Below are 22,076 nucleotides of genomic sequence, written 5' to 3' on the forward strand. Positions count from 1 at the left end.
GGTTCCGCCTTGGGCGAATGAGGAAGGTGAGGCAAGGAAGACGACGCCGCACGGACGACGCCGCCACCGGTTCCGACCGCGCGACAGCCGCACGGCCGGGCCCGGATCAGAACCAGCGGCGCTCCTCGCCCGGCCCTTCGATGTTGCTGACGCACCGGCCGCACAGTTCCGGGTGCGCTGGGTCCGTGCCGACGTCGGCACGGTAGTGCCAGCAGCGCACACACTTGGGCTTCTCGGTGGGCTGGGCGCTGACGAAGATCTCGTCGGTGCTGGCCTCGCGCACCGTCACGTCGCCGCTGATGAACAGGAAGCGCAGCTCGTCCTGCAGGGGCTGCAGCTTCGCCGCGGTGGCGGCGCCGGCGGCGACGATGATCTCCGCCTCCAGCGCCGCGCCGATCACGCCGTTGCCGCGCATCGGCTCCAGCACCTTGGCCACCTGCTCGCGCAGCGCCAGCAACTGCTCGACGTCGGCCGCGCTCAACGCCGCGTCCTCCGGCAGCGGCGCCAGGCCTTCGTACCAGGTCGCGAACAGCACGTGGCCGACATGCGCGCCCGGCAGATAGCCCCACAGCTCGTCGGCGGTGAAGCTCAGGATCGGCGCGATCCAGCGCACGAACGCCTCGGCCACATGGAACATCGCGGTCTGCGCCGAGCGCCGGCCGTGCGAGTCCTCGGCCATCGTGTACAGGCGGTCCTTGGTCACGTCCAGGTACAGCGAGCCCAGGTCCACGCTGCAGAAGTTCAGCAGCGCCTGCACGATCGCGGCGAAGTCGTAGCGCGCGTAGGCGGCCTTGATCTGCTCCTGCACCTCGTAGGCGCGGTGCACGATCCAGCGGTCCAGCGCCACCAGCTCCGGCAGCGGCCGCAGGTGCGCGGCCGGGTTGAAGCCATGCAGGTTGCCGAGCAGGAAGCGCGCGGTGTTGCGCAGGCGCCGGTAGGCGTCGGCGTTGCGCTTGAGGATCTCCTGCGACAGCGACATCTCGTTGCTGTAGTCGGCCGAGGCGATCCACAGGCGCAGGATGTCCGCGCCCAGCGTCTTCATGATGTCCTGCGGCTCGATGCCGTTGCCCAGCGACTTGGACATCTTGCGGCCGTGCTCGTCCACGGTGAAGCCATGGGTGAGGCATTGCCGGTACGGCGCGGCGTGGTCCAGCGCCACGCCGGTCAGCAGCGAGGACTGGAACCAGCCGCGATGCTGGTCGGAGCCTTCCAGGTACAGGTCGGCCGGCTTGGGGATGCCACGCTCGGCAAGCACCGCCTCGTGGGTGACGCCCGAATCGAACCACACGTCGAGGATGTCGGTGATCTTGTCGTAGTCCCCGGCTTCCTCGCCGAGCAGTTCGGCGGCGTCGAGCGTGTACCACACGTCCACCCCGCCCTCCTCGACCCGGTCGGCGACCTGGCGCATCAGCTCGGTGCTGCGCGGATGCGGCTCGCCGGTCTCGCGGTGCACGAACAGCGCGATCGGCACGCCCCAGGTGCGTTGCCGCGAGATGGTCCAGTCCGGACGCCCTTCGATCATGCCGGCGATGCGCGCCTGGCCCCAGGCCGGGTACCAGTGCACGCCCTCGATCGCCTTGAGCGCCTCGGCGCGCAGGTTGGCCTGCTCCATCGAGATGAACCACTGCGGGGTGGCACGGAACGCGATCGGGGTCTTGTGCCGCCAGCAATGCGGGTAGCTGTGGACCATGCTGGCGTGCGCCAGCAACAGCCCGCGCGCGGCCAGCAGATCGGCGACCACGTCGTTGGCCTTCCAGATGTGCAACCCGGCCAGTTCGGTGCCGTCCACCGCCGGCGTCGACGGCAGGTACACGCCGCGCGCATCGACCGGATTGATCTGCGCGGCGCTGTAGCGCTCCAGCAGCCCGTACGGCTTGACCGCCGCGTAGTCCTCCTGGCCGTGGCCGGGCGCGGTGTGCACCGCACCGGTACCGTCGGTGTCGGACACGTGCGCGCCGAGGATCAGCGGCACGTCGCGCTCGTCGTAGAACGGATGCGCCAGCACCTGGTGCTCCAGCGCCGCGCCGGCGACGCGGCCGTGCACCACGACCTCGTCCACGCCGTAGCGTTGCAGCGCGCGCTCGGCCAGCGCGTCGGCCAGCACCAGCCAGCGGCGGCGGCCGTCGCGGGCCGGGCCTTCGACCAGCGCGTAGACCAGCTCCGGCCCCAGCGACACCGCCAGCGAGGCCGGCACCGTCCACGGCGTGGTGGTCCAGATCGGCACCGCCACTTCCGCGCCGTCCGGCAGCGTCGTGCCGAACACGGCGGCCAGCGCCGCGCCGTCGCGCGCCGGATAGGCCACATCCACCGTCGGCGACTGCTTGTCGGCGTACTCGATCTCGGCCTCGGCCAGCGCCGACCCGCAGTCGAAGCACCAGTGCACCGGCTTGACGCCGCGGGTCAGGTGGCCGTTATCGACGATCCTGGCCAGCGCGCGGATCTCGTTGGCCTCGAAATGGAAGTCCAGCGTGCGGTACGGGTTGTCCCAGTCGCCGATCACGCCCAGCCGCTTGAAGTCGCGGCGCTGGATGTCGATCTGCTCGTTGGCGTATTCGCGGCACTTCTGCCGGAACTGCACCGCGTCCAGCTTGACCCCGACCTTGCCGAACTTCTTCTCGATCGCGATCTCGATCGGCAGGCCATGGCAGTCCCAGCCCGGGATGTACGGCGCATCGAAGCCGGCCAGGTACTTGGACTTGACGATGATGTCCTTGAGGATCTTGTTGACCGCGTGGCCGAGGTGGATCGCGCCGTTGGCGTACGGCGGGCCGTCGTGCAACACGAACAGCGGGCGGCCCTGGGCGTTGTCGCGCAGCCGCGTGTACAGGCCCTCGCTCTCCCAGCGCGCCAGGATGTCCGGCTCGCGCTTGGGCAGATCGCCTCGCATCGGGAAGTCGGTCGCCGGCAGGTGGAGGGTGGCTTTGTAGTCCTGGGTCACGGGCAGTTACCGGTTGTCTTTCATTGGGAAGTCCGCGCGGACGGCGCGGGCTGGTGCGCGCGATCGGCGCGGTCGGCGTTCATGCGCCGCGGCGCGGGCGCCGGCGCGGAACCGAGCAGGCGGCGGGCCAGCGCGGCATCGCGATGCATCTGGTCGGTCAATGCGGCCAGATCGGAGAACTTTTCCTCGTCGCGCAACTTGGCGACGAATTCCACGTCGATGTGACGCCCGTACAGGTCGCCCTGGAAATCGAACAGGTGCGCTTCCAGCAGCGGCTCCACGCCCTGCACGGTCGGGCGGGTGCCGAAGCTGGACACCGACGGCCACGGCTGCGCGCCGACCCCGTGCACCCAGGTGGCGTAGATGCCCGACAACGCGGGAGTGCGGTGGAAGCGCAGGTTGGCGGTGGGATAGCCGAGGGTACGCCCGAGCTGCTTGCCGCGCACCACCCGGCCATCGATCGCGTACGGCCGGCCCAGCAGCTCGGCGGCATGCGCGAACTCGCCGGCCACCAGCAGTTCGCGGATGCGGGTGCTGGAGATGCGCTCCTCGCGCAGGTGCACCGGCTCGATCTCGCCGGCGGCGAAGCCCAGCTGCGCCCCCATCTCGCGCAGCAGCGCGATGTCGCCACCGCGCTTGTGGCCGAAGCGGAACGCCGGACCGATCCACACCTCGCGCGCCTGCAGCCGCTCGACCAGGGTGCGTCGCACGAAGTCCGGCGCGCTCATCGAGGACAGGCGCAGGTCGAAGCGCAACAGGCCGACGCTGTCGATGCCGAGCTGGTGCAGGCCTTCGATCTTGGGCCGCGCCAGGGTCAGCCGCGGCGGCGGCGCGGCCGGAGCAAAGAACTCGCGCGGCAGCGGCTCGAAGCTCAGCGCCACCGCCGGCACGCCCAGCGCGCGGGCGCGCGCCAGCGCGTGGCGCACCAGCGCGCGGTGGCCCAGGTGCAGGCCATCGAAGGCGCCGATGCAGACCACGCTTCCCTGCGGGAACAGGGTCCCGCCCTCGACGTCTCTAAACAGCCTGCTCATTCCTCGGTCCGAAGCGCCGGCGCAGGGGCGCCGGTCGATGATGATGCGTAACCGTCGAGTATAGCGGCTGGGCTCGGGGCACGGGACGGCAGCGTGGGGCCGGGCGAAGAGCGGATACGCGCTTCCTGTAGGAGCGGCTTCAGCCGCGACAGACGCTCTCGGCAAGGCCCGTCGCGACTGAAGCCGCTCCTACAAAACCCCAGACCCCGGATCCTCGATGTCGCCCAGCCTCAACTCTCCCGCAGATCCCGCGGCCGGAACCCCAGCGCCAGCAAGGCCAGCAGGTACACCGCGCCGCCACCGCCGACCAGCAGCAACAGGCTGCCGATGCGGTGCCACTTGTCCATGGTGGTGAACGCCGGCAGCCAGTGCAGGCCGAACGCCAGCACCACCACCATCGCCGCGCAGGCCACGCCCAGCCGCAGCAGGTAGCCACCCCAGCCCGGCTTGGGCTGGTAGACCTGGTCGCGGCGCAGCCAGCGCCACAGCAGCGACAGGTTGAGGTAGCTGGCCACCGCACTGGCCAGGCCCAGCGCCAGATGCAGGCCCGGCACCGCGGCCAGCGCAGTGCGCACGCCCTGCGCACGCAACTCCGCCGGCACCCAGAGCTGGTACAGGATCGCCAGGAACAGCAGGTTCAGCGCCATGTTGGCGACCAGCGCGGCAACGCCGGCGCGCACCGGCGTGCGCGTGTCCTGGCGCGAATAGAACGCCGGCAGCAGCACCTTGAGCAGGGCGAACGCCGGCAGGCCGAAGCTCAGCCCGAATACCGACATCGCCGCCATGCGCGTGTCGAAGGCGGTGAACTTGCCGTACTGGAACAGGGTCGCCACCAGCGGCTGGCTCAGCAGCATCAGCCCCAGCATCGCCGGCACCGAGATCAGCAGCGTGGTGCGCAAGCCCCAGTCCAGCGCGCTGGAGAACCCGGCGCGGTCGGTCTTGACGTGGTGCCGCGACAGCGCCGGCAGGATCACCGTGCCCAGGGCCACGCCGAACACGCCCAACGGCAGCTCCAGGAAGCGGTCGGCCTGCGACAGCCAACTCTGCGAGCCGGCATACAGGAACGAGGCGATCACCGTGTCCAGCAGCAGATTGATCTGCGCGATCGAGGAACCGAACAGCGTCGGCACCATCAGGGTCAGCACCCGGCGCACGTCCGGGTGCTGCCAGCCCCAGCGCGGCAGGGTCAGCAGATCGATGCCGCGCAAGGCCGGCAACTGGAACAGCAACTGCAGCACGCCGGCCACCAGCACCGCCCAGCCCATCGCCAGGATCGGCACCTGCAGCCGCGGCGCCAGCCACAGCGCGCCGGCGATCATGCACAGGTTGAGGATCACCGGGGTCAGCGCGGGCAGGCCGAAGCGATGGAAGCTGTTGAGGGCACCGCCGGCCAGCGCGGTCAGCGACACGAACAGCAGGAACGGGAAGGTCAACCGCAGCAGGTCGACAATCAGCCCGAATTTGGCCGGGTCGTCGCTGGCGCCGGGGTTGAACAGCATCGCCACCTGCGGGGTGAAGATCAGCCCCAGCGCGGTGACCAGCAGCAACACCCCGCCCAGCGTGCCGGACACCCGCGACATCAGCGCACGCAGGTCGGCGTGCGGACGGGTTTCCTTCACTTCGGTGAACACCGGCACGAAGGCGGTGGCGAAGGAGCCCTCGGCGAACAGCCGACGCAGGAAGTTGGGGATGCGGAATGCGACCCAGAACGCGTCGGAGGTCGCGTTGGCGCCGAACGAATAATTGATTGCCTGGTCGCGCACCAGCCCCAGCAGGCGCGAAATCATGGTCATGCTGCTGAAGGAAAGCAGCCCACGGAGCATGCGCGGCGGGCTCATGCGGCCACCCTCTTGACAATTGGCTTGACGCGAATGTTCGGACGCTTCATACTCTCCCGCTTGTTTTTATCCACCACACAGCTTTCCAGGAAACCACCACCGTGGCCAATATCAAGTCCGCCAAGAAGCGCGCCAAGCAGACCGTCGTGCGCAACGCGCGCAACACGGCTCAGCGTTCGATGCTGCGCACCGCCGTCAAGAAGGTCATCAAGGCCCTGGACGCCAACGACGCCGCCGGCGCCGAAGCCGCCTTCGCCATCGCCCAGCCGATCCTCGACCGGTTCAGCTCGCGTGGCCTGATCCACAAGAACAAGGCCGCCCGTCACAAGAGCCGCCTGAGCGCCCGCATCAAGGCGATCAAGACCGCCGCCTGATCGGCCGCAGTCGATGCCGGGAGCGCCCGCGCTTCCGGCAGCACCACGAAAAAGCCCGGCCTCGGCCGGGTTTTTCGTGTGCGCGTGATCCACCGCCAGCGCGGATCGGGCGACGCACTCAAGGTGCATTGGCGGCCGCCTCCAGCGCGTCCTCGCGCTGGCGGTCGAAGAACGCCATCACGTCCTTCATGATCGGCCAGGTGCCCTCACGGCCCAGCGCCGACACCAGGTACCAGGGCTGGGTCCAGCCCAACTCGGCGACCACCTGCTCGGCCAGCGCACGCGCCTCGTCCTCGAACATCAGGTCGGCCTTGTTCAGCACCAGCCAGCGGGGCTTGGCCAGCAGCTCCGGATCGTGCTTCTGCAGTTCGCGCTCGATCGCCCGCACCTGCTCGATCGGCGCCACGCCATCCACGCCGCCCTCCATGGGCGCCAGATCCACCAGATGCAGCAGCAGGCGGGTGCGCTGCAGGTGGCGCAGGAACTGCGCACCGAGGCCGGCGCCATCGGCGGCGCCCTCGATCAGCCCGGGAATGTCGGCGATCACGAAGCTGCGGTAGGCCTCGACACTGACCACGCCCAGGTTCGGATACAGCGTGGTGAACGGATAGTCGGCCACCTTCGGCGTGGCCGCGGACACGGCGCGGATGAAGGTGCTCTTGCCGGCATTGGGGAAGCCCAGCAGGCCGACGTCGGCCAGCAGCTTCAGCTCCAGCTTGAGCGTGCGCTCCTCGCCCTCCTCGCCCGGCGTCGCCTTGCGCGGCGCGCGCGTCACCGAACTCTTGAAGTGCATGTTGCCCAGGCCGCCCTTGCCACCCTGCGCGACCAGCAGGCGATCGCCGTGCGCGACCAGGTCGCCGATGGTCTCGTCGGTATCGACGTTGATCACCACGGTGCCGACCGGCACGGTGATGGTCAGATCCTCGCCGGCCTTGCCGTACATCTGCCGGCCCATGCCGTTCTCGCCGCGCTGCGCACGGAACGCGCGCTGGTGGCGGAAGTCGACCAGGGTGTTGAGATTCTCGTCGGCCACCAGCCACACGCTGCCGCCGTTGCCGCCATCGCCGCCATCGGGCCCACCCAGCGGGATGAACTTCTCGCGGCGAAAGCCGATGCAGCCATTGCCGCCATTGCCGGCCGTGACCTGGATTTCCGCTTCGTCTACGAGTTTCATGGGTTAACAACCGGGAATGGGGAATGGTGAATCGAGAATCGGAAAAGCGAACCGCCGCCGCGGCGTCGATTCTAAGTGGCAGCGCCCGATCGGCAAAACCCGATGGGCGCATGACCTTGTCGGACCAGGAGAGGCGCAAGTCAAAGGGAGGCGCTTTCGCCATTCCCGATTCCCCACTCCCCATTCCCAGCCGCAAAACAAAAACCCCGCCGAAGCGGGGCTCTCGTCAGCAAGCCTGCGCCATGGCGCAGGCCCTGGAGACCGAAGGCTTACGCCTCGGCGACCACGCTCACGGTGCGGCGCTTCTTGGCGCCCTTCACCGAGAACTCGACCTTGCCGTCGACCAGCGCGAACAGGGTGTGGTCGCGGCCCAGGCCGACGCCGGTGCCCGGGTGGAACTGGGTACCGCGCTGACGCACGATGATGTTGCCGGCTTCGATGGCCTGGCCGCCGAACATCTTCACGCCCAGGTACTTCGGGTTGGAGTCGCGGCCGTTGCGCGAGGAACCTACGCCTTTTTTGTGTGCCATGACTGCTGCTCCTTACTTCTTGTCGCCACCGGCGATGCCGGTGATCTCGATTTCGGTGTAGTGCTGCCGGTGACCCTGACGCTTCATGTGGTGCTTGCGGCGGCGGAACTTGATGATGCGCACCTTGTCGGCGCGGCCATGGGCCACGACCTTGGCGGTGACGGCGGCGCCCTTCAGCGCGTCGCCGATCTTGATGCCGTCGCTGTCGCCCAGCATCAGGATGTTGTCGAACGTGATCTCGTTGCCGGCTTCGACTTCGAGCTTTTCCACGCGGAGCGTTTCGCCCTGCGCGACGCGGTATTGCTTACCGCCGGTGACCAGTACTGCGTACATGACCAGACTTCCTCTGTAGTTATTGTGGTCGTTCCCGCCGTGCCGCTTCGGGCAGACAGGAGCGGAATTGTAATGGCTTCAGCAGCTTAGGGTCAAGCCCCCGGTCCGGCGCGGAAAGACCCCCGGCCGCTGGCCGCAATTGCCTGAACCGGCCAGCCGCCCGGCCTGCGCGCGGCTGGCAAATCCGGCAATTGCCCCCACCTGACAAGCTGGGTACGCTGATCGATTGCCGTCCCCTCTCCGCCCCCACGCTGGCCTGGGCCGACGCCCGCCGGCACAACACGGACTCCTCATGGCGATGGATTTCATCCGCATCCGCGGCGCGCGGACGCACAACCTCAAGAACCTCGACCTCGACCTGCCGCGCGACAAGCTGATCGTGATCACCGGCCTGTCCGGGTCCGGCAAGTCCTCGCTGGCGTTCGACACCATCTACGCCGAAGGCCAGCGCCGCTACGTGGAGTCGCTGTCGGCGTACGCGCGGCAGTTCCTCAGCGTGATGGAGAAGCCCGACATCGATCACATCGAGGGCCTGTCGCCGGCGATCGCGATCGAGCAGAAGTCGACCTCGCACAACCCGCGCTCCACCGTCGGCACCATCACCGAGATCTACGACTACCTGCGCCTGCTGTACGCGCGCGTCGGCCAGCCGCGCTGCCCCGACCACGGCTACCCGCTGGAAGCGCAGACGGTCAGCCAGATGGTGGACCAGATCCTGACCCTCGATCCGGAGCAGCGCTACATGCTGCTGGCCCCGGTGATCCGCGACCGCAAGGGCGAGCATGCGCAGGTGTTCGAGCAGCTGCGCGCGCAGGGCTTCGTGCGCGTGCGCGTGGACGGCGAGCTGTACGAGATCGACGCGGTGCCGGCGCTGGCGCTGCGCCAGAAGCACACCATCGAGGCGGTGATCGACCGCTTCCGCCCGCGCGAGGACATCAAGCAGCGCCTGGCCGAGAGTTTCGAGACCGCGCTGAAGCTGGCCGACGGCATGGTCTCGGTGCAGTCGCTGGACGATGCCGCGGCCGCGCCGCACCTGTTCTCCTCCAAGTACAGCTGCCCGGTCTGCGACTACTCGCTGCCGGAGCTGGAACCACGCCTGTTCTCGTTCAACGCGCCGATGGGCGCCTGCCCGAGCTGCGACGGCCTGGGCGTGGCCGAGTTCTTCGACCCCGAGCGGGTGGTGGTGCATCCGGAGCTGTCGCTGTCTGCCGGCGCGGTGCGCGGCTGGGACCGGCGCAACGCGTACTACTTCCAGTTGATCGCCTCGCTGGCCAAGCACTACAAGTTCGACGTGGACGCGCCGTGGCAGTCGCTGCCGGCGAGCGTGCGCCAGGCGGTGCTGTACGGCAGCGGCGAGGAAACCATCACCTTCACCTACTTCACCGACGCCGGCGGCCGCACCCAGCGCAAGCACCGCTTCGAGGGCATCATCCCCAACCTGGAGCGCCGCTACCGCGAGACCGAATCGCCGGCGGTGCGCGAGGAACTGGCCAAGTACATCAGCGAACGGCCGTGCCCGGACTGCAAGGGCGCGCGCTTGAACAAGGCCGCGCGCAACGTGTTCGTCGCCGACCGCCCGCTGCCGGACCTGGTGGTGCTGCCGATCGACGACGCGCTGGCGTTCTTCCGCCAGCTCGACCTGCCCGGCTGGCGCGGCGAGATCGCCACCAAGATCGTCAAGGAGATCGCCGAGCGGCTCGGCTTCCTGGTCGACGTCGGCCTGGATTACCTGACCCTGGAACGCAAGGCCGACACCCTGTCCGGCGGTGAGGCGCAGCGCATCCGCCTGGCCAGCCAGATCGGCGCCGGCCTGGTGGGTGTGATGTACGTGCTCGACGAACCGTCGATCGGCCTGCACCAGCGCGACAACGAACGCTTGCTCGGCACCCTCACCCGCCTGCGCGACCTCGGCAACACGGTGATCGTGGTCGAGCACGACGAGGACGCCATCCGCCTGGCCGACTACGTGCTGGACATCGGCCCCGGCGCCGGCGTGCACGGCGGCGAGATCGTCGGCCAGGGCAGCGTGCAGGACCTGCTCAAGGCGCCGCGTTCGCTGACCGGGCAATATCTGTCGGGCAAGCGCCGCATCGAGATCCCGGCCAAGCGCCACAAGGCCAACCCAAAGATGACCCTGCGCCTGCGCGGGGCCAGCGGCAACAACCTCAAGAACGTCGACCTGGAGATCCCGGCGGGGCTGCTGACCTGCGTGACCGGCGTGTCCGGCTCGGGCAAGTCGACGCTGATCAACGACACCTTGTTCACCCTGGCCGCCAACGAGATCAACGGCGCCTCGCACACGGTGGCGCCGTACCGCGAGATCGAGCACATGGACCTGTTCGACAAGGTCGTGGACATCGACCAGTCGCCGATCGGGCGCACCCCGCGCTCCAACCCGGCGACCTACACCGGCCTGTTCACACCGCTGCGCGAGCTGTTCGCGCAGGTGCCGGAAGCGCGCGCGCGCGGCTACTCGCCGGGCCGCTTCAGCTTCAACGTGCGCGGCGGCCGCTGCGAAGCATGCCAGGGCGATGGCCTGATCAAGGTCGAAATGCACTTCCTGCCCGACGTGTACGTGCCCTGCGACGTCTGCCACGGCAAGCGCTACAACCGCGAGACGCTGGAGATCCTGTACAAGGGCTTCAACATCAACGACGTGCTGCAGATGACGGTCGAGGATGCGCTGCGCCTGTTCGAACCGGTGCCGAGCATCGCGCGCAAGCTGGAGACGCTGGTCGACGTGGGCCTGAGCTACATCAAGCTCGGGCAGAGCGCGACCACCCTGTCCGGCGGCGAGGCGCAACGCGTCAAGCTGTCCAAGGAACTGTCGCGGCGCGATACCGGCCGCACCCTGTACATCCTCGACGAGCCGACCACCGGCCTGCACTTCCACGACATCGAGGCGCTGCTCGGCGTACTGCACAAGCTGCGCGACGAAGGCAACACCGTGGTGGTGATCGAGCACAACCTGGACGTGATCAAGACCGCGGACTGGGTGGTGGATCTTGGCCCGGAGGGCGGCCATCGCGGTGGCACCATCCTCGCCACCGGCACCCCGGAGGAGATCGCCGCGCACCCGGATTCCTACACCGGCCATTTCCTGGCCAAGCTGCTGCCCGCCGGCACCGTGGCCAAGCCGACCAAGCCGGCGGCGATGGCCAACAAGCCCGACGCGTTGCCGCCGCGCAAGAGCAAACCCGAGAAGGTCGCCAAGAAGGCGGCCAAGAAGACCACGACCAAGAAGGCCGCACGATGAGCGCATCCCCCACCGAATCCCCCTCCACCGCGCACAAGCCGCTGGCGCGCGTGCCGATCAGCGTGCGCTGGCGCGACATGGACAGCATGGGTCACGTCAACAACGCCAAGTACATCTCCTACCTGGAAGAAGCGCGCGTGCGCTGGATGCTGGGCGTGGAAGGCGTGTCGATGACCGACCGCATCGCGCCGGTGGTGGCCGCGACCAACGTCAACTACCGCTTGCCGATCGTGTGGCCGAACGACATCGTGGTCGAACTGTTCGTCGAACGCCTGGGCACCAGCAGCGTGACCATCGGCCACCGCATCGTCGACCAGCGCAACGACAGCGTGCTGCACTCCGACGGCAACGTGGTGGTGGTGTGGATCGACACCGAGACCGGCAAGAGCGCGCCGCTGCCCGACGCCGTCCGTCGCGCGTCGAGCTGAGCCGCCGCCCGCGCCGGGCCCGGCCGGCGCGAGCGAATCTGTTGCGGCGTCGCTGTCCGGCATGGCTCCGTCGTTCGAACTGCCATCCGATCAGTCGCCGCCCGGCAACGCGCCCGGCCACCGGCCAGCACCCGAATCCCAAGGACGCCGGCCATGGCCGGCATGATGCAAAGGACCGCCATGTTCCAACGCACCGAACTGCGCGACCTGCTGCCCGGCATGGTCCCCTTTCCCAGCGACGCGTTCCCGACCGACCAGGCCTGGCTGGGCCGGCACCTGCTGCCGCTGCTGACGATCGACCTGGGCGCGCTGCGCCCGGAACTGGCCGGCACCGCGCCGACACTGCTGTGCCCGGTCGAGCCATACGACGGGCTGATCGGCGAAACCACCGAAGCGCAACACAACGCCTTCACCGCGACCAATTGGATCGCCTTCGAGCTGGACCGCCGACAACCGCATGCGGTTTCTCGGCAATCAGGGCTACTTCCTCGACCACCAGGCACAGGGCCAGGAGATGCAGGAGCACGTCGCGCAGATGCGCGAGAGCCATGCCAAGGCACGCGCCTACCACGCCGAACACGGCCGTCTGGCCAGCTACTCGATGTACGACAAGGACACCGCCAGGGAGCACGCCTACCTGGACACGCTGGGCGGCCAGATTCCCGACGGCAACTGGGTCGAAGCCGCACCGATTCCGCCGGCCTTCGCGCTCGCTTTCACGGCGGCGGCGGATGATCCTGATGCACGGGACGACGCCGAGACGATCGTCATCACCCGCGACGGCCATCCCTTCTTCGCAGTGGCCACCGTCGGCGGCTACAACTGGTGCGCCACCGGCGCCGACGCGATCGTGATGCTGTACGAGCCGATCAGTCGCACGGTGCTGTTCTCGTACGACTGGTCGTAAGCGCGCCACGCAGCAAGCCGCGCCGCCGCGGCCCGGCAGCGGCCACGCAGGATCGACCTCTGGCGCGGCGCTACTTCTGCGCGCGCACGGTCAGCGTGGCCGCGGCCTCGTCGCCGCCTTCCAGCTGCAGACGCAGCGGCACGGCCTGGCCCTCGGCCAGCGCGCCCTTGCCCTGCATCAGCATCAGGTGCATGCCGCCGGGCTTGAGTTCGACGCGCGCGCCGGGCGCCAGCGGCAGGCGCTCGATCGCGCGCATCCGGCTGACACCGGCCACCACGGTGGTCTCGTGCAAGGACACATCGCCGAAGCGGGCGCTGCTGGCGCCGGTGACCACCACCGCCTTGCCGCAGCCGTTATGCAGCACCCCGTAGCCGGCGGTCATCGGCATCGCCGGATTCGGCGGCAGCCGCGCCCAGCCTTGCTCCAGGGTGACGCATTTCGATTCCGCGGCCGACGCCGATGCGGCGGCCGCACACAACGCCAACAATACGCCAGCGAATGGTTTGGTTATCATCACCGCGGTTCCCTTCTTCGAAATCAGACCGCAGCATGACGACGCTCATCGACGTGATCAACCACGACCGCATCCGCGAACTGCGCCTGGCGCGGCCGCCGGTCAATGCGCTGGACACCGCGCTGTGCACGGAACTGGCCGCGGCCATCGCGCAGGCGCAGGCCGACGGGATGCAGGCGCTGATCCTGTCCGGCAACGCGCGCATCTTCTCCGCCGGCATGGACGTGCCGCACCTGCTCGCGCATGGCGACGATCGGGGTAAGCTGCTGCGAAGCTGGACCGCCTTCTTCGGCGCGGCGCGCGCGCTGGCCGACAGCCCGATCCCGGTGGTCGCGGCGCTGACCGGCCACGCCCCGGCCGGCGGCTGCGTGCTGGCGCTGTGCTGCGACTACCGGGTGATGGCGCGTAGCCCCGACCCGGCGCATCCGCTCACTATCGGCCTGAACGAGATCCAGGTCGGCCTCGTCGCGCCGGAAGGCATCCAGCGCCTGCTGCGGCGGGTGGTCGGCGCGCACCGCGCCGAGCGCCTGCTGGTCGGCGGCGACCTGGTCAGCGCCGAGCGCGCGCTGGAGATCGGCCTGGTCGACGAACTGGTCGACGCCGAACTGGTGGTGGCGCGCGCGCTTGCCTGGCTGCTGGAGCTGCTGAAGCGGCCGTCGCAGCCGATGCTGCAGACCCGCGCCATCGCACGCGCCGACCTGCGCGTGGCGCTGGCCGACGAGCACATCGGGCTGGAACGGCTGATCGACGACTGGCAGGCGCCGGACACCCAGGCCGCGCTGCGCGCGCTGGCCACGCGGCTGGGCAAGGCCTAGAGCGACCCGGCCAAGGCGCGCACAACCGCCGCCGTTCGGATCGGGCTGAGCCAACGCGGCGCAGCGGCGCACTCGGAGGGAGGACACGCCCTGCAGCGGGCGCACGCGGACGGCCCGGTATAATCGGCGCACGTCCGCCTCCAGGCCTCGCCTCTTGTCCGCCAAGCCCGCCCCCGTCGTGTCCGAACTGATCGAGCTGCTGTCGCTGGAACGGCTGGAGGACAACCTGTTCCGCGGCCAGAGCCGCGACATCGGCACCAAGTACGTGTTCGGCGGCCAGGTGCTGGGCCAGGCCCTGTCGGCGGCGCAGGCCACGGTGGAGAACGGACGCCGGGTGCATTCGCTGCACGCCTATTTCCTGCGCGCCGGCGACATCGACCATCCCATCGTCTACGACGTGGACCGCACCCGCGACGGCGGCAGCTTCTCGGTGCGCCGGGTCACCGCGGTCCAGCACGGCAAGGTGATCTTCTTCTGCGCGGCCTCGTTCCAGGAACAGGAGGACGGCGCCACGCACCAGTTGAAGATGCCGGAAGTGCCGCAGCCGGAGGACATCGAGCCGACCCCGGCGGCGCGCCCGGACGTGCTGGCGACGCTGCCGACCAAGGTGCAGCGCTGGCTCTCGCGCGGCGGCCCGTTCGAGTTCCGCCACGTCTATCCGCGCGACGAACTGAATCCGCCCAAGCGCCCGCCGTTCCAGCACATGTGGCTGCGCCTGAGCGAGCCGGTCGGCGACGCGCCGGAACTGCACCAGGCGCTGCTGGCCTACGCCTCGGATTTCCACCTGCTCGGCACCGCGACCTTCCCGCACGGCATCAGCTACTACACGCCGAACGTGCAGATGGCCTCGCTCGACCACGCCTTGTGGTTCCACCGCCCGTTCCGCGCCGACGACTGGCTGCTGTACTCGCTGGACAGCCCCAGCGCGCAGGGATCGCGCGGCCTGGCGCGCGGCCAGTTCTTCACCCGCGACGGGGTGCTGGTGGCCAGCACCGCGCAGGAAGGCCTGATCCGCGTGGTGCCCGATGCCGGCGCCGCGGCGCAGGTTCCGGCCAAGCACTGAGGCGACGACGATGCGGCAGATCTTCAGCAGCCAACGCGTGGAAACCGCCGAAGGCGTGGCCAAACTGTTGCGCGACGCGGGCATCGCGGTGCGGGTCAGCAATGGCCGCTCGTACCGCAGCCGGCGCAGCGGCCAGTTCAGCTATCTCGAACCGACCGCGGCGCAGGCGCAGCCGACGGTCTGGGTGATACACGCCGACGACCAGCCGCGCGCGCGCGCACTGCTGCGCGAATCCGGGCTGATCGACAGCACCCGCCAGGATCCGGCGCAGGGAGTGCCGTATCTCACCGAATTCCGCTCGCAGGCGACGCCGGCGCCCGGCAAGCGCTGGGCGTGGCGGATCCGTGTCGCGCTGCTGCTGGTGATCGGCGTGGTGGCGATGGCCACCGCGCTGCGCCACTTCGGCAACCGCGCACCGCCGCCGGCCCCGGCTGCCGCACCGGCGGCGCGACCCGCCGCGCCACCGGCGACGCAACCGGCACAGGACGGCGACGAAGTGCGCGTGCGGGTGCAACCGGCGCGGCAGGGCAACTGAGCCATCTTCGGCGAAGGCGTCGTGTTTCTTGCGGAGCCTGGAAGGGCGCTGATGCTCGACAGGCGCCGAAGCCGACGATGTCGCCATGGCGCCTGCGGAAGTCGACGCCGCTCGCGGTCCGCCGACTTTCTGAAATGCTGCTGCTCTGTAGGAGCGGCTTCAGCCGCGACAGGCAGCCGACGTTAGCCGCTTCGCCAAAGTGCCTGTCGCGGCTGAAGCCGCTCCTACAGGTGCACGGCGATTGGACCGGTGCGCGGCGTGGACAATAAAACGCCCCTGCGCATCGCTGCGCAGGGGCGGTTGTCGATCGGCGCCTTGTTGCGTGTTGCGAGGTGGAACGGTCAGTTCGCGTCGGGGGCGGCCGGTGCCGGCATCGGCCCGTGCTTGCGCCCGGGCTTGCCGTCGGGCTTGTGCATCCACATCGACTGCGCCGCATCGAACTCGGCGCGGCTGAGCATGCCGTCCTTGTTGGTGTCGGCCTTGGCGAACCAGGCGTCGCGATGCTGCTTGGCGCGCAACTCGAAGTCGGCGCGGTCGACGAAACCGTCCTTGTTCACGTCCATTTCCGCGAAGCGCGCGGCGAACTTCGGATCGGCGTTGGCCTCCTCGCGGCTGATGCGGCCGTCCTTGTTGGTGTCCAGCTTGGCCATCATGCCGCCATGCCCGTCGCGCTCGCCCGGGCGGCCGTGGCGCGGGAACTCGTCGGGCGTCAGCTTGCCGTCGTGGTTCTTGTCCAGCGCATCGAAGCGCTGGGCCAGGCGCGGGTTGGCCGCGGCCTCGCTGCGATCGATGACGCCGTCGCCATTCTTGTCGAGCCTGGCGAAGCCGCCGCCAGCGTCCGGCGCGGCGGGATCGGCCGGCGGCGGCGGATTGGCGGCGTAGGCGCCGCCGGACAGCACGACGAGCACGGCCAGGGCGAGCAGCGGATTGCGGTAGTTCATGGAGTACTCCCTCAGGGGAAAGCGGAAAATCGGACCGACGCGGCAGGCGCATTCGGCCGTCACCAGCGCCGCGGCGATGGACCGCGATGCGGACCGGCGCAGCGGCGCCTTCCCTGCTGAGAACGCTGCGGCGTCGGCGCGGTTGACGCGGCGCGGGGCGCATTCATGCGGCGGACAGTCGCGGCCGCTGCGATCGCGAAGCGCTATGCTCCCGGCATGGCCATCCATACCGACGCCAGCGACGACCTGCGGCTGTTCCAGACCGGCCAGCACGCGTGCGGCTACTGGCCGGAACGGCAGGCGCGCGACCTGGTACTGGACCCGCACGACCCACGCCTGGGCGCGCTCTACCCGCTGGCGCTGAGCTGGGGTTTCCGCCGTTCCGGCGACCTGGTCTACCGGCCGCACTGCGACCACTGCCGCGCCTGCGTGGCGGTACGCATTCCGGTCGCCGAGTTCGCGCCCGACCGCAGCCAGCGCCGCTGCCTGGCGCGCAACGCCGACATCGACGTGCGCATCGTCGCCGCCGAACGCAATGCCGAGCAGTTGGCGCTGTACCAACGCTATCTGCGCCTGCGCCACCCCGGCGGCGGCATGGACGACCACGGCGCGCACGAGTTCGACCAGTTCCTGGTCGGGCGCTGGGCGCACGGACGTTTCCTGGAAATGCGCCAGAAGACGCCGCAGGGCACGCGCGGCCCGCTGCTCGGCGTGGCGGTGACCGACGTCACCGAACAGGCGCTGTCGGCGGTGTACACCTTCTACGCTCCCGAGGCCGGCGAACGCGGGCTGGGCACGCTGGCGATCCTGCACCAGATCGACTGGGCCAGGCGCGAGGGGCTGCACTACCTGTACCTGGGCTACTGGATCCGCGGCCACCGGAAAATGGACTACAAGCGGCGCTTCCGTCCGTTGCAGGCCTACGACGGGCGCACCTGGCGCGCATTCGACGACACCATCGGCCGCTTCGGCGACTGACCTGCGCCAGCCTGCTGCGGGCGTTACCCAGGCCCTCGCCGCCAGGCTGCGCCAACAGGCGCGGCACCATGCCACCACGCCGCGCGCGCGGCGCCACCGTCCGGACATGCGGCGCATGCGAAAATGCGCCGATGAACTCACGCCTCCTGTTGCTTGCCCTGACCCTGCTGTGCGGCGCCTGCGCGCACACCGGCCCCGCCCCGAGCATGCCCACGGCCGCGAGCGCCGACGCCACACACCTGCGCCTGGCCACCTACAACACCTCGTTGAACGCGGACCAGGCCGGCGGCCTGATCGCCGAGCTGCAGGGCGACAGCGCGCAGGCGCGCAAGATCGCCGCAGTGCTGCAGCAGGTGCGGCCGGACCTGGTGCTGCTCAACGAATTCGACTACGACGACGCGCACCGCGCCGCCGACCTGTTCGAGCAGCGCTACCTGGCGGTGCCGCAACCGCACGGCGGCGCCGCGCTGCGCTATCCCTATCGCTACCTGGCACCGGTCAACACCGGCGTGCCCAGCGGGCTGGACCTGGACAACGACGGCCACGTCGGCGGCGAAGGCCGTGCCCGCGGCAACGATGCCTGGGGCTACGGCCTGCATCCGGGTCAGTACGGCATGCTGTTGCTGTCCAAGTACCCGATCGACGCCGCTGCAGTGCGCAGCTTCCGTCTGCTGAAGTGGAGCGCGATGCCCGGCGCGCTGCGCCCGATCGACCCGGCCAGCGGCCGCCCGTTCCACAGCGACGCGGTCTGGTCGCAACTGCGGCTGTCGTCGAAGTCGCACTGGGACGTGCCGGTGCGCACGCCGCTGGGCGTGGTCCATGCCTTGGTCGCGCACCCCACCCCACCGGTGTTCGACGGCCCGGAGAAGCGCAACCTGGCGCGCAACCACGACGAGCTGCGGCTGTGGCGCGCGTACCTGGACGATGCCGACGGCGCGGCGACCTGGCTGTGCGACGACGCCGGCCGCTGCGGCGGGCTGGCCGCCGATGCGCGCTTCGTGATCCTGGGCGACCTCAACAACGATCCGGTCGATGGCGACGGACGCCACGACGCCATCCGCGCGCTGATCGACCATCGCCGCGTCCTGCGCTATCCGACGCCCACCGACGCCGGCGGCGCGGAGACCACCCGCGCCTACGCCGCGCAGGGCATCGCGCATCGCGGCGCGCCCGAACAGGTCACGGGCGATTTCGGACCAAAGGCCGGCACGATGCGGCTGGACTACGTCCTGCCGTCGGCCAATTTCCGCTACCTGGACGGCGGCGTGTTCTGGCCGGCCTCCAGCGCGCCGGCGGCGGCGATCGCCGACGGCAGCGACCATCACCTGGTGTGGGTGGACGTGGCGGTGGAGCCGGGAGTGGGGAGTCGGGATTAGGGATTCGCCAATCCGGCGCCGCGCGCGGCCTTGATCCAGATCAAGGGCAAGCCCGCGCAAACGCTGTCCAATGCATGCCGCACCCCGCCGGGATGCGTCACGGATAGCGAGCATGCGAACGCAACAGCTGCAACAGGCGCTGGAGGGACTCAATGGCGCCACCGCCGACATCGAGGCGTCGGCGCTGATCTCCCTGGATGGACTGACCATCGCCTCGGCGATGCCGCAGGGCATGGACGAGGACCGCGTCGGCGCGATGTCCGCCGCGCTGCTGGCGTTGGGCGAGCGCAGCGCGCGCGAACTGGCGCGCGGGCCGCTGGAACGGGTGCTGATCCAGGGCGAACAGGGCTACGTGATCATGAGCGCGGCCGGGCGTGAAGCGGTGCTGACCGTACTGGCCAAGCCCAGCGCCAAGCTCGGCCTGGTGTTCCTGGACATCAAGCGCGCCGCCCAGGCGCTGCAGCAGATCCTGTAGGAGCGCCGCCATGCCGCTGCCGCCGATGGATCCGCCGCACGAGCCGCATCGCAGCGCCGAGCTGCGCTACCACGACGGCAGCCGCCGCCTGGTGTACTGGAGCGAATGCGAGGTGGCCTACCCGGACGGGCGCCTGATCGTCTCGCGCACCGACCTGGACGGCGTCATCACCCACGCCAACGACGCCTTCGTCGAACTCAGCGGCTGGCCGCGCGCGACGCTGATCGGCGCGCCGCACTGCATCCTGCGCCATCCCGACATGCCGCGCCGCGCGTTCCGCGACCTGTGGGACACGGTGCTGGCCGGCGAGAAATGGCACGGCTACGTCAAGAACCTGCGCCGCGACGGCGCCTGCTACTGGGTCTACGCCACCGCGCTGCCGAACGTGCGCGACGGACAGGTGGTGGGCTTCACCTCGGTGCGGCGCAAGCCCTCGCGGCGGCGCATCGACGCCCTGCAGCCGCTGTACGCGCAATGGCTGCGGGACGAACGCGCGGAGACGCCGGCATGAGCCTCGACTTCCTGGTCGCGCCGGATTTCGCGCCGGAACACTTCGGCGGCTGGTACCTGCTCAGCACGCTGCTGCAGCGCCGCGCCGGGCTCGGCCTGCACCTGCTGATGCCGGCCGATGCCGCCGAGCAGAAGCAACTGCTGGACGGCGGCGAAGTCGACCTGGTGTACGCCAGCCCGTTCGATGCCAGCACGCTGATCCGCGAACGCGGCTACCTGCCGCTGGCGCGGCCGCGCGGGCGCGCCGACGAGGTGGTGATCGCCACCGCCGCGGAAGCGCCGGCGCACTGCGTCGAGGACCTGCCCTACGGCTGCCGCATCGCGCTGACCGACAACCACGACGTGCGCCTGATCGCGCTGCGGCTGCTGGAACCGGCCGATCTCGATCCCGAGCGCATCGCCTGGCGCCCGGCCCGCAGTTATACGGCGGTGGCGCGGCTGTTGCTGGAAGGCGAAGCCGATGCCGGGCTGTTCCTGGCCGACGCCTATCACCGGCTGTCGCGGCTCACCCGCGAACGGCTGCGGCCGCTGGTGGAGAGCGCGCTGTGCGACATCGGCCACGCGCTGCTCGCGCACCCGCGTATCGCCGCGCACCTGCCCGCGCTGCGCGACGCACTGCTGGCGCTGGGCGACGCGGCGCACCGCGAGGACCAGGCGGTGCTGGACGCGCTGGGCCTGGAGCACGGATTCGAGGCCATGCACATGGAGGACGCGCAATTCATGATCGACCTGATCGACACCTTGCTGGACTGAGCGCGACGCCATGACCGCCCATCCGTCTCCCGATCCGGCGCGCCTGGTGATGCGCACCCACGCGCGCGCGCTGTTGCGCGACCCGCGCGACGCCGCCGCGCACCTGGCGCGCCTGCACGCGGCGCTGCAACTGCACGACACCGAACCGGCGCAAGGCGTGCTCGCCGATTTGTTCGTGGCGCTGCCGCGGCACGACACCAGCTTGCGCCAGTTGGCCTTCCAGATGGCCGCCGCGCACCTGCCGCCGCACGTGGCCGAGGCCTTCCAGCGCCATTGCCATGGCCACGCCCTGTTGCCGATCAACGCCCTGGCCACGCGCTGGAGCGTGCTGGCGCGGCCCTCGGCCGACGTTCCGGCGCGGGTACGCCGGGCCAGTCCGGACCATTCGCGGCGCATGGTGCGCGAGGTGGTCGAGGCCTTGTGCGAAGGCGCGCCGCTGACCGCGACACGCTGCGAGCGCGAGTTCCTCGACTACTGCATCAGTTGCCAGGACAAACTCGCGTTCATGCTCGCCAGCCGCGAACTGCGCCGCCACGCGCTGGCCCTGGGCGACCGCTGGGACCGCACCGCGCGCTGGCTGCAGCAACGCGACCTGCTCGGCGGACGCAGCGCCGCCGCCGAGCCCTCCCTTTCCCGCGCAGGCCATCTGCCATGAACGAGCACGACCCCACCTGGCTGATGCCCACGCCGCATGGCGTGCTGCATGGCTTCGCCAGAGCCGCACCGGACCGCATGCAACGCGCGCTGCAACTGCTGCTCAGCGCGCACGGCGCGCTGTCGCTGCCGGAGTGGCGCACGCGCGTGGACGGCGACGCGCAGCGCCTGCTGGCCGATGCGCGCGAACAGCAGTGGATCCAATTGCTGCGCCGCCCGGTGCCCGGCCCGGAGATCCGACTGGACGATTTCGCCCAGCACGTGATCGCGCCGCTGTCGGCCGAACGCCGCGCCGTGCTCGCCTCCGACAGCGGCTTCTGCCTGGGCCACGCCGGGCTCGGCCAGGACGAGGCCGACACGCTGAGCGTGGCCGCCGCCGACTTCTCCGATTTCGCGCAACGGCAGAGCGCGCGTGGCTGGAGCGGCGCGCAGCGTTATGTCGCGTTCCACAGCGAACCGCAGCTGCTGCTGCCGGACTGGTCGTTCGTCCCGTTCTGGGTGGACGGCGCCGGCTACTGGCTGATCCTCGGCGGCGAGGCGCTGCTCAACAACCTGGCGATGGTGGAACTGGTGTGGAGCATCCGCCTGGCGGCGGCGCGGTTTGCGCCGCCGGTGTGAGGGGCTGGGAGTGGGGAATGGGGATTGGGGAATGG

The 22,076-nt window shown here is 69.9% G+C and carries 23 protein-coding genes; 14 read left to right on the forward strand and 9 right to left on the reverse strand.

All coding sequences use genetic code 11. The features are described from left to right. Positions 1 to 106 precede the first annotated feature (106 nt). The 3 genes from ileS to murJ form a co-directional block, all read right to left on the reverse strand. Positions 107 to 2,938: an isoleucine--tRNA ligase gene (gene ileS / locus AB3X07_RS16275; RefSeq protein ID WP_369939676.1), complete on the reverse strand. Its 2,832-nt coding sequence runs from the start codon at positions 2,936 to 2,938 to the stop codon at positions 107 to 109. 20 nt (positions 2,939 to 2,958) lie between these two features. Continuing rightward, positions 2,959 to 3,969, reverse strand: a complete 1,011-nt coding sequence (locus AB3X07_RS16280) for a bifunctional riboflavin kinase/FAD synthetase (RefSeq protein WP_369939678.1) — start codon at positions 3,967 to 3,969, stop codon at positions 2,959 to 2,961. Between the two features lie 230 nt (positions 3,970 to 4,199). After that, positions 4,200 to 5,792 (reverse strand): murein biosynthesis integral membrane protein MurJ, encoded by a 1,593-nt coding sequence (murJ, locus tag AB3X07_RS16285; RefSeq protein WP_369944789.1) that lies wholly within the window; start codon positions 5,790 to 5,792, stop codon positions 4,200 to 4,202. Positions 5,793 to 5,908: 116 nt separating this feature from the next. Between murJ and rpsT the strand changes: the two genes are divergently transcribed. Next, positions 5,909 to 6,181, forward strand: a complete 273-nt coding sequence (rpsT, locus tag AB3X07_RS16290) for a 30S ribosomal protein S20 (protein WP_010341167.1) — start codon at positions 5,909 to 5,911, stop codon at positions 6,179 to 6,181. Positions 6,182 to 6,299: 118 nt separating this feature from the next. Here the strand turns inward: rpsT and cgtA are convergent, their stop codons facing one another. The 3 genes from cgtA to rplU form a co-directional block, all read right to left on the reverse strand. Beyond that, complete coding sequence (gene cgtA / locus AB3X07_RS16295) at positions 6,300 to 7,355, reverse strand: Obg family GTPase CgtA (protein ID WP_369939680.1); 1,056 nt, start codon at positions 7,353 to 7,355, stop codon at positions 6,300 to 6,302. A gap of 269 nt (positions 7,356 to 7,624) precedes the next feature. Beyond that, positions 7,625 to 7,885, reverse strand: coding sequence for a 50S ribosomal protein L27 (rpmA, locus tag AB3X07_RS16300; RefSeq protein WP_369939682.1), 261 nt, complete (start codon positions 7,883 to 7,885; stop codon positions 7,625 to 7,627). 12 nt (positions 7,886 to 7,897) lie between these two features. Next, positions 7,898 to 8,218 (reverse strand): 50S ribosomal protein L21, encoded by a 321-nt coding sequence (gene rplU / locus AB3X07_RS16305; RefSeq protein WP_010341170.1) that lies wholly within the window; start codon positions 8,216 to 8,218, stop codon positions 7,898 to 7,900. Between the two features lie 292 nt (positions 8,219 to 8,510). Between rplU and uvrA the strand changes: the two genes are divergently transcribed. Together uvrA and AB3X07_RS16315 are read left to right on the forward strand one after the other, a co-directional pair. Beyond that, positions 8,511 to 11,474, forward strand: a complete 2,964-nt coding sequence (uvrA, locus tag AB3X07_RS16310) for an excinuclease ABC subunit UvrA (protein ID WP_369939683.1) — start codon at positions 8,511 to 8,513, stop codon at positions 11,472 to 11,474. Continuing rightward, positions 11,471 to 11,902, forward strand: coding sequence for an acyl-CoA thioesterase (locus AB3X07_RS16315; protein WP_369939684.1), 432 nt, complete (start codon positions 11,471 to 11,473; stop codon positions 11,900 to 11,902). Before uvrA ends, AB3X07_RS16315 begins: the two co-directional genes overlap by 4 nt. Positions 11,903 to 11,992: 90 nt before the next feature. Here the strand turns inward: AB3X07_RS16315 and AB3X07_RS16320 are convergent, their stop codons facing one another. After that, positions 11,993 to 12,361, reverse strand: a complete 369-nt coding sequence (locus AB3X07_RS16320) for a hypothetical protein (protein ID WP_369939686.1) — start codon at positions 12,359 to 12,361, stop codon at positions 11,993 to 11,995. On the opposite strand from AB3X07_RS16320, the gene AB3X07_RS16325 reads away from it, so the two are divergent. Further along, complete coding sequence (locus AB3X07_RS16325) at positions 12,360 to 12,809, forward strand: hypothetical protein (RefSeq protein ID WP_369939687.1); 450 nt, start codon at positions 12,360 to 12,362, stop codon at positions 12,807 to 12,809. The two genes, AB3X07_RS16320 and AB3X07_RS16325, sit on opposite strands and share 2 nt — an antisense overlap. 70 nt (positions 12,810 to 12,879) lie before the next feature. On the opposite strand, the gene AB3X07_RS16330 is transcribed toward AB3X07_RS16325, so the two are convergent. Beyond that, a complete protein-coding gene (locus AB3X07_RS16330; RefSeq protein ID WP_369939688.1) occupies positions 12,880 to 13,323 on the reverse strand; it encodes a copper chaperone PCu(A)C in 444 nt (147 codons plus the stop codon). Positions 13,324 to 13,358: 35 nt separating this feature from the next. Between AB3X07_RS16330 and AB3X07_RS16335 the strand changes: the two genes are divergently transcribed. The 3 genes from AB3X07_RS16335 (at position 13,359) to AB3X07_RS16345 (ending at position 15,736) form a co-directional block, all read left to right on the forward strand. Beyond that, positions 13,359 to 14,138, forward strand: a complete 780-nt coding sequence (locus AB3X07_RS16335; RefSeq protein WP_369939691.1) for an enoyl-CoA hydratase/isomerase family protein — start codon at positions 13,359 to 13,361, stop codon at positions 14,136 to 14,138. A 154-nt stretch (positions 14,139 to 14,292) separates the two neighbouring features. Further along, positions 14,293 to 15,201, forward strand: coding sequence for an acyl-CoA thioesterase II (gene tesB / locus AB3X07_RS16340; RefSeq protein ID WP_369939692.1), 909 nt, complete (start codon positions 14,293 to 14,295; stop codon positions 15,199 to 15,201). Positions 15,202 to 15,211: 10 nt separating this feature from the next. Further along, positions 15,212 to 15,736, forward strand: a complete 525-nt coding sequence (locus AB3X07_RS16345; protein ID WP_369939693.1) for a putative signal transducing protein — start codon at positions 15,212 to 15,214, stop codon at positions 15,734 to 15,736. A 341-nt stretch (positions 15,737 to 16,077) separates the two neighbouring features. Here AB3X07_RS16345 and AB3X07_RS16350 read toward each other — a convergent pair whose 3' ends face one another. After that, positions 16,078 to 16,677 carry an EF-hand domain-containing protein gene (locus AB3X07_RS16350; protein WP_369939694.1) on the reverse strand — a complete coding sequence of 200 codons (600 nt, stop codon included), beginning with the start codon at positions 16,675 to 16,677 and terminating at the stop codon, positions 16,078 to 16,080. A 216-nt stretch (positions 16,678 to 16,893) separates the two neighbouring features. Here AB3X07_RS16350 and AB3X07_RS16355 point away from each other — a divergent pair, with 216 nt between their 5' ends. The 7 genes from AB3X07_RS16355 (at position 16,894) to AB3X07_RS16385 (ending at position 22,041) form a co-directional block, all read left to right on the forward strand. Further along, a complete protein-coding gene (locus AB3X07_RS16355) occupies positions 16,894 to 17,655 on the forward strand; it encodes an arginyltransferase (RefSeq protein ID WP_369939696.1) in 762 nt (253 codons plus the stop codon). 68 nt (positions 17,656 to 17,723) lie between these two features. Then, positions 17,724 to 19,031 (forward strand): endonuclease/exonuclease/phosphatase family protein, encoded by a 1,308-nt coding sequence (locus tag AB3X07_RS16360; RefSeq protein ID WP_369939697.1) that lies wholly within the window; start codon positions 17,724 to 17,726, stop codon positions 19,029 to 19,031. A 112-nt stretch (positions 19,032 to 19,143) separates the two neighbouring features. Beyond that, on the forward strand, positions 19,144 to 19,506 hold the full coding sequence (locus AB3X07_RS16365) for a roadblock/LC7 domain-containing protein (RefSeq protein ID WP_369939698.1): 363 nt from the start codon (positions 19,144 to 19,146) through the stop codon (positions 19,504 to 19,506). Between the two features lie 10 nt (positions 19,507 to 19,516). Continuing rightward, positions 19,517 to 20,017, forward strand: a complete 501-nt coding sequence (locus AB3X07_RS16370; protein WP_369939700.1) for a PAS domain-containing protein — start codon at positions 19,517 to 19,519, stop codon at positions 20,015 to 20,017. Then, complete coding sequence (locus AB3X07_RS16375) at positions 20,014 to 20,769, forward strand: PhnD/SsuA/transferrin family substrate-binding protein (RefSeq protein ID WP_369939701.1); 756 nt, start codon at positions 20,014 to 20,016, stop codon at positions 20,767 to 20,769. The genes AB3X07_RS16370 and AB3X07_RS16375 overlap by 4 nt, the downstream gene beginning before the upstream one ends. A 10-nt stretch (positions 20,770 to 20,779) precedes the next feature. Beyond that, positions 20,780 to 21,424, forward strand: a complete 645-nt coding sequence (locus AB3X07_RS16380) for a hypothetical protein (protein WP_369939702.1) — start codon at positions 20,780 to 20,782, stop codon at positions 21,422 to 21,424. Further along, the gene (locus AB3X07_RS16385; RefSeq protein WP_369939703.1) at positions 21,421 to 22,041 is read left to right on the forward strand and encodes a hypothetical protein; all 621 of its coding nucleotides are present in this window, start codon (positions 21,421 to 21,423) and stop codon (positions 22,039 to 22,041) included. Before AB3X07_RS16380 ends, AB3X07_RS16385 begins: the two co-directional genes overlap by 4 nt. Positions 22,042 to 22,076: the final 35 nt, after the last annotated feature.

The sequence above is a fragment of the Xanthomonas sp. DAR 35659 genome (assembly GCF_041242975.1).
In the GTDB taxonomy this organism is placed as follows: domain Bacteria; phylum Pseudomonadota; class Gammaproteobacteria; order Xanthomonadales; family Xanthomonadaceae; genus Xanthomonas_A; species Xanthomonas_A medicagonis.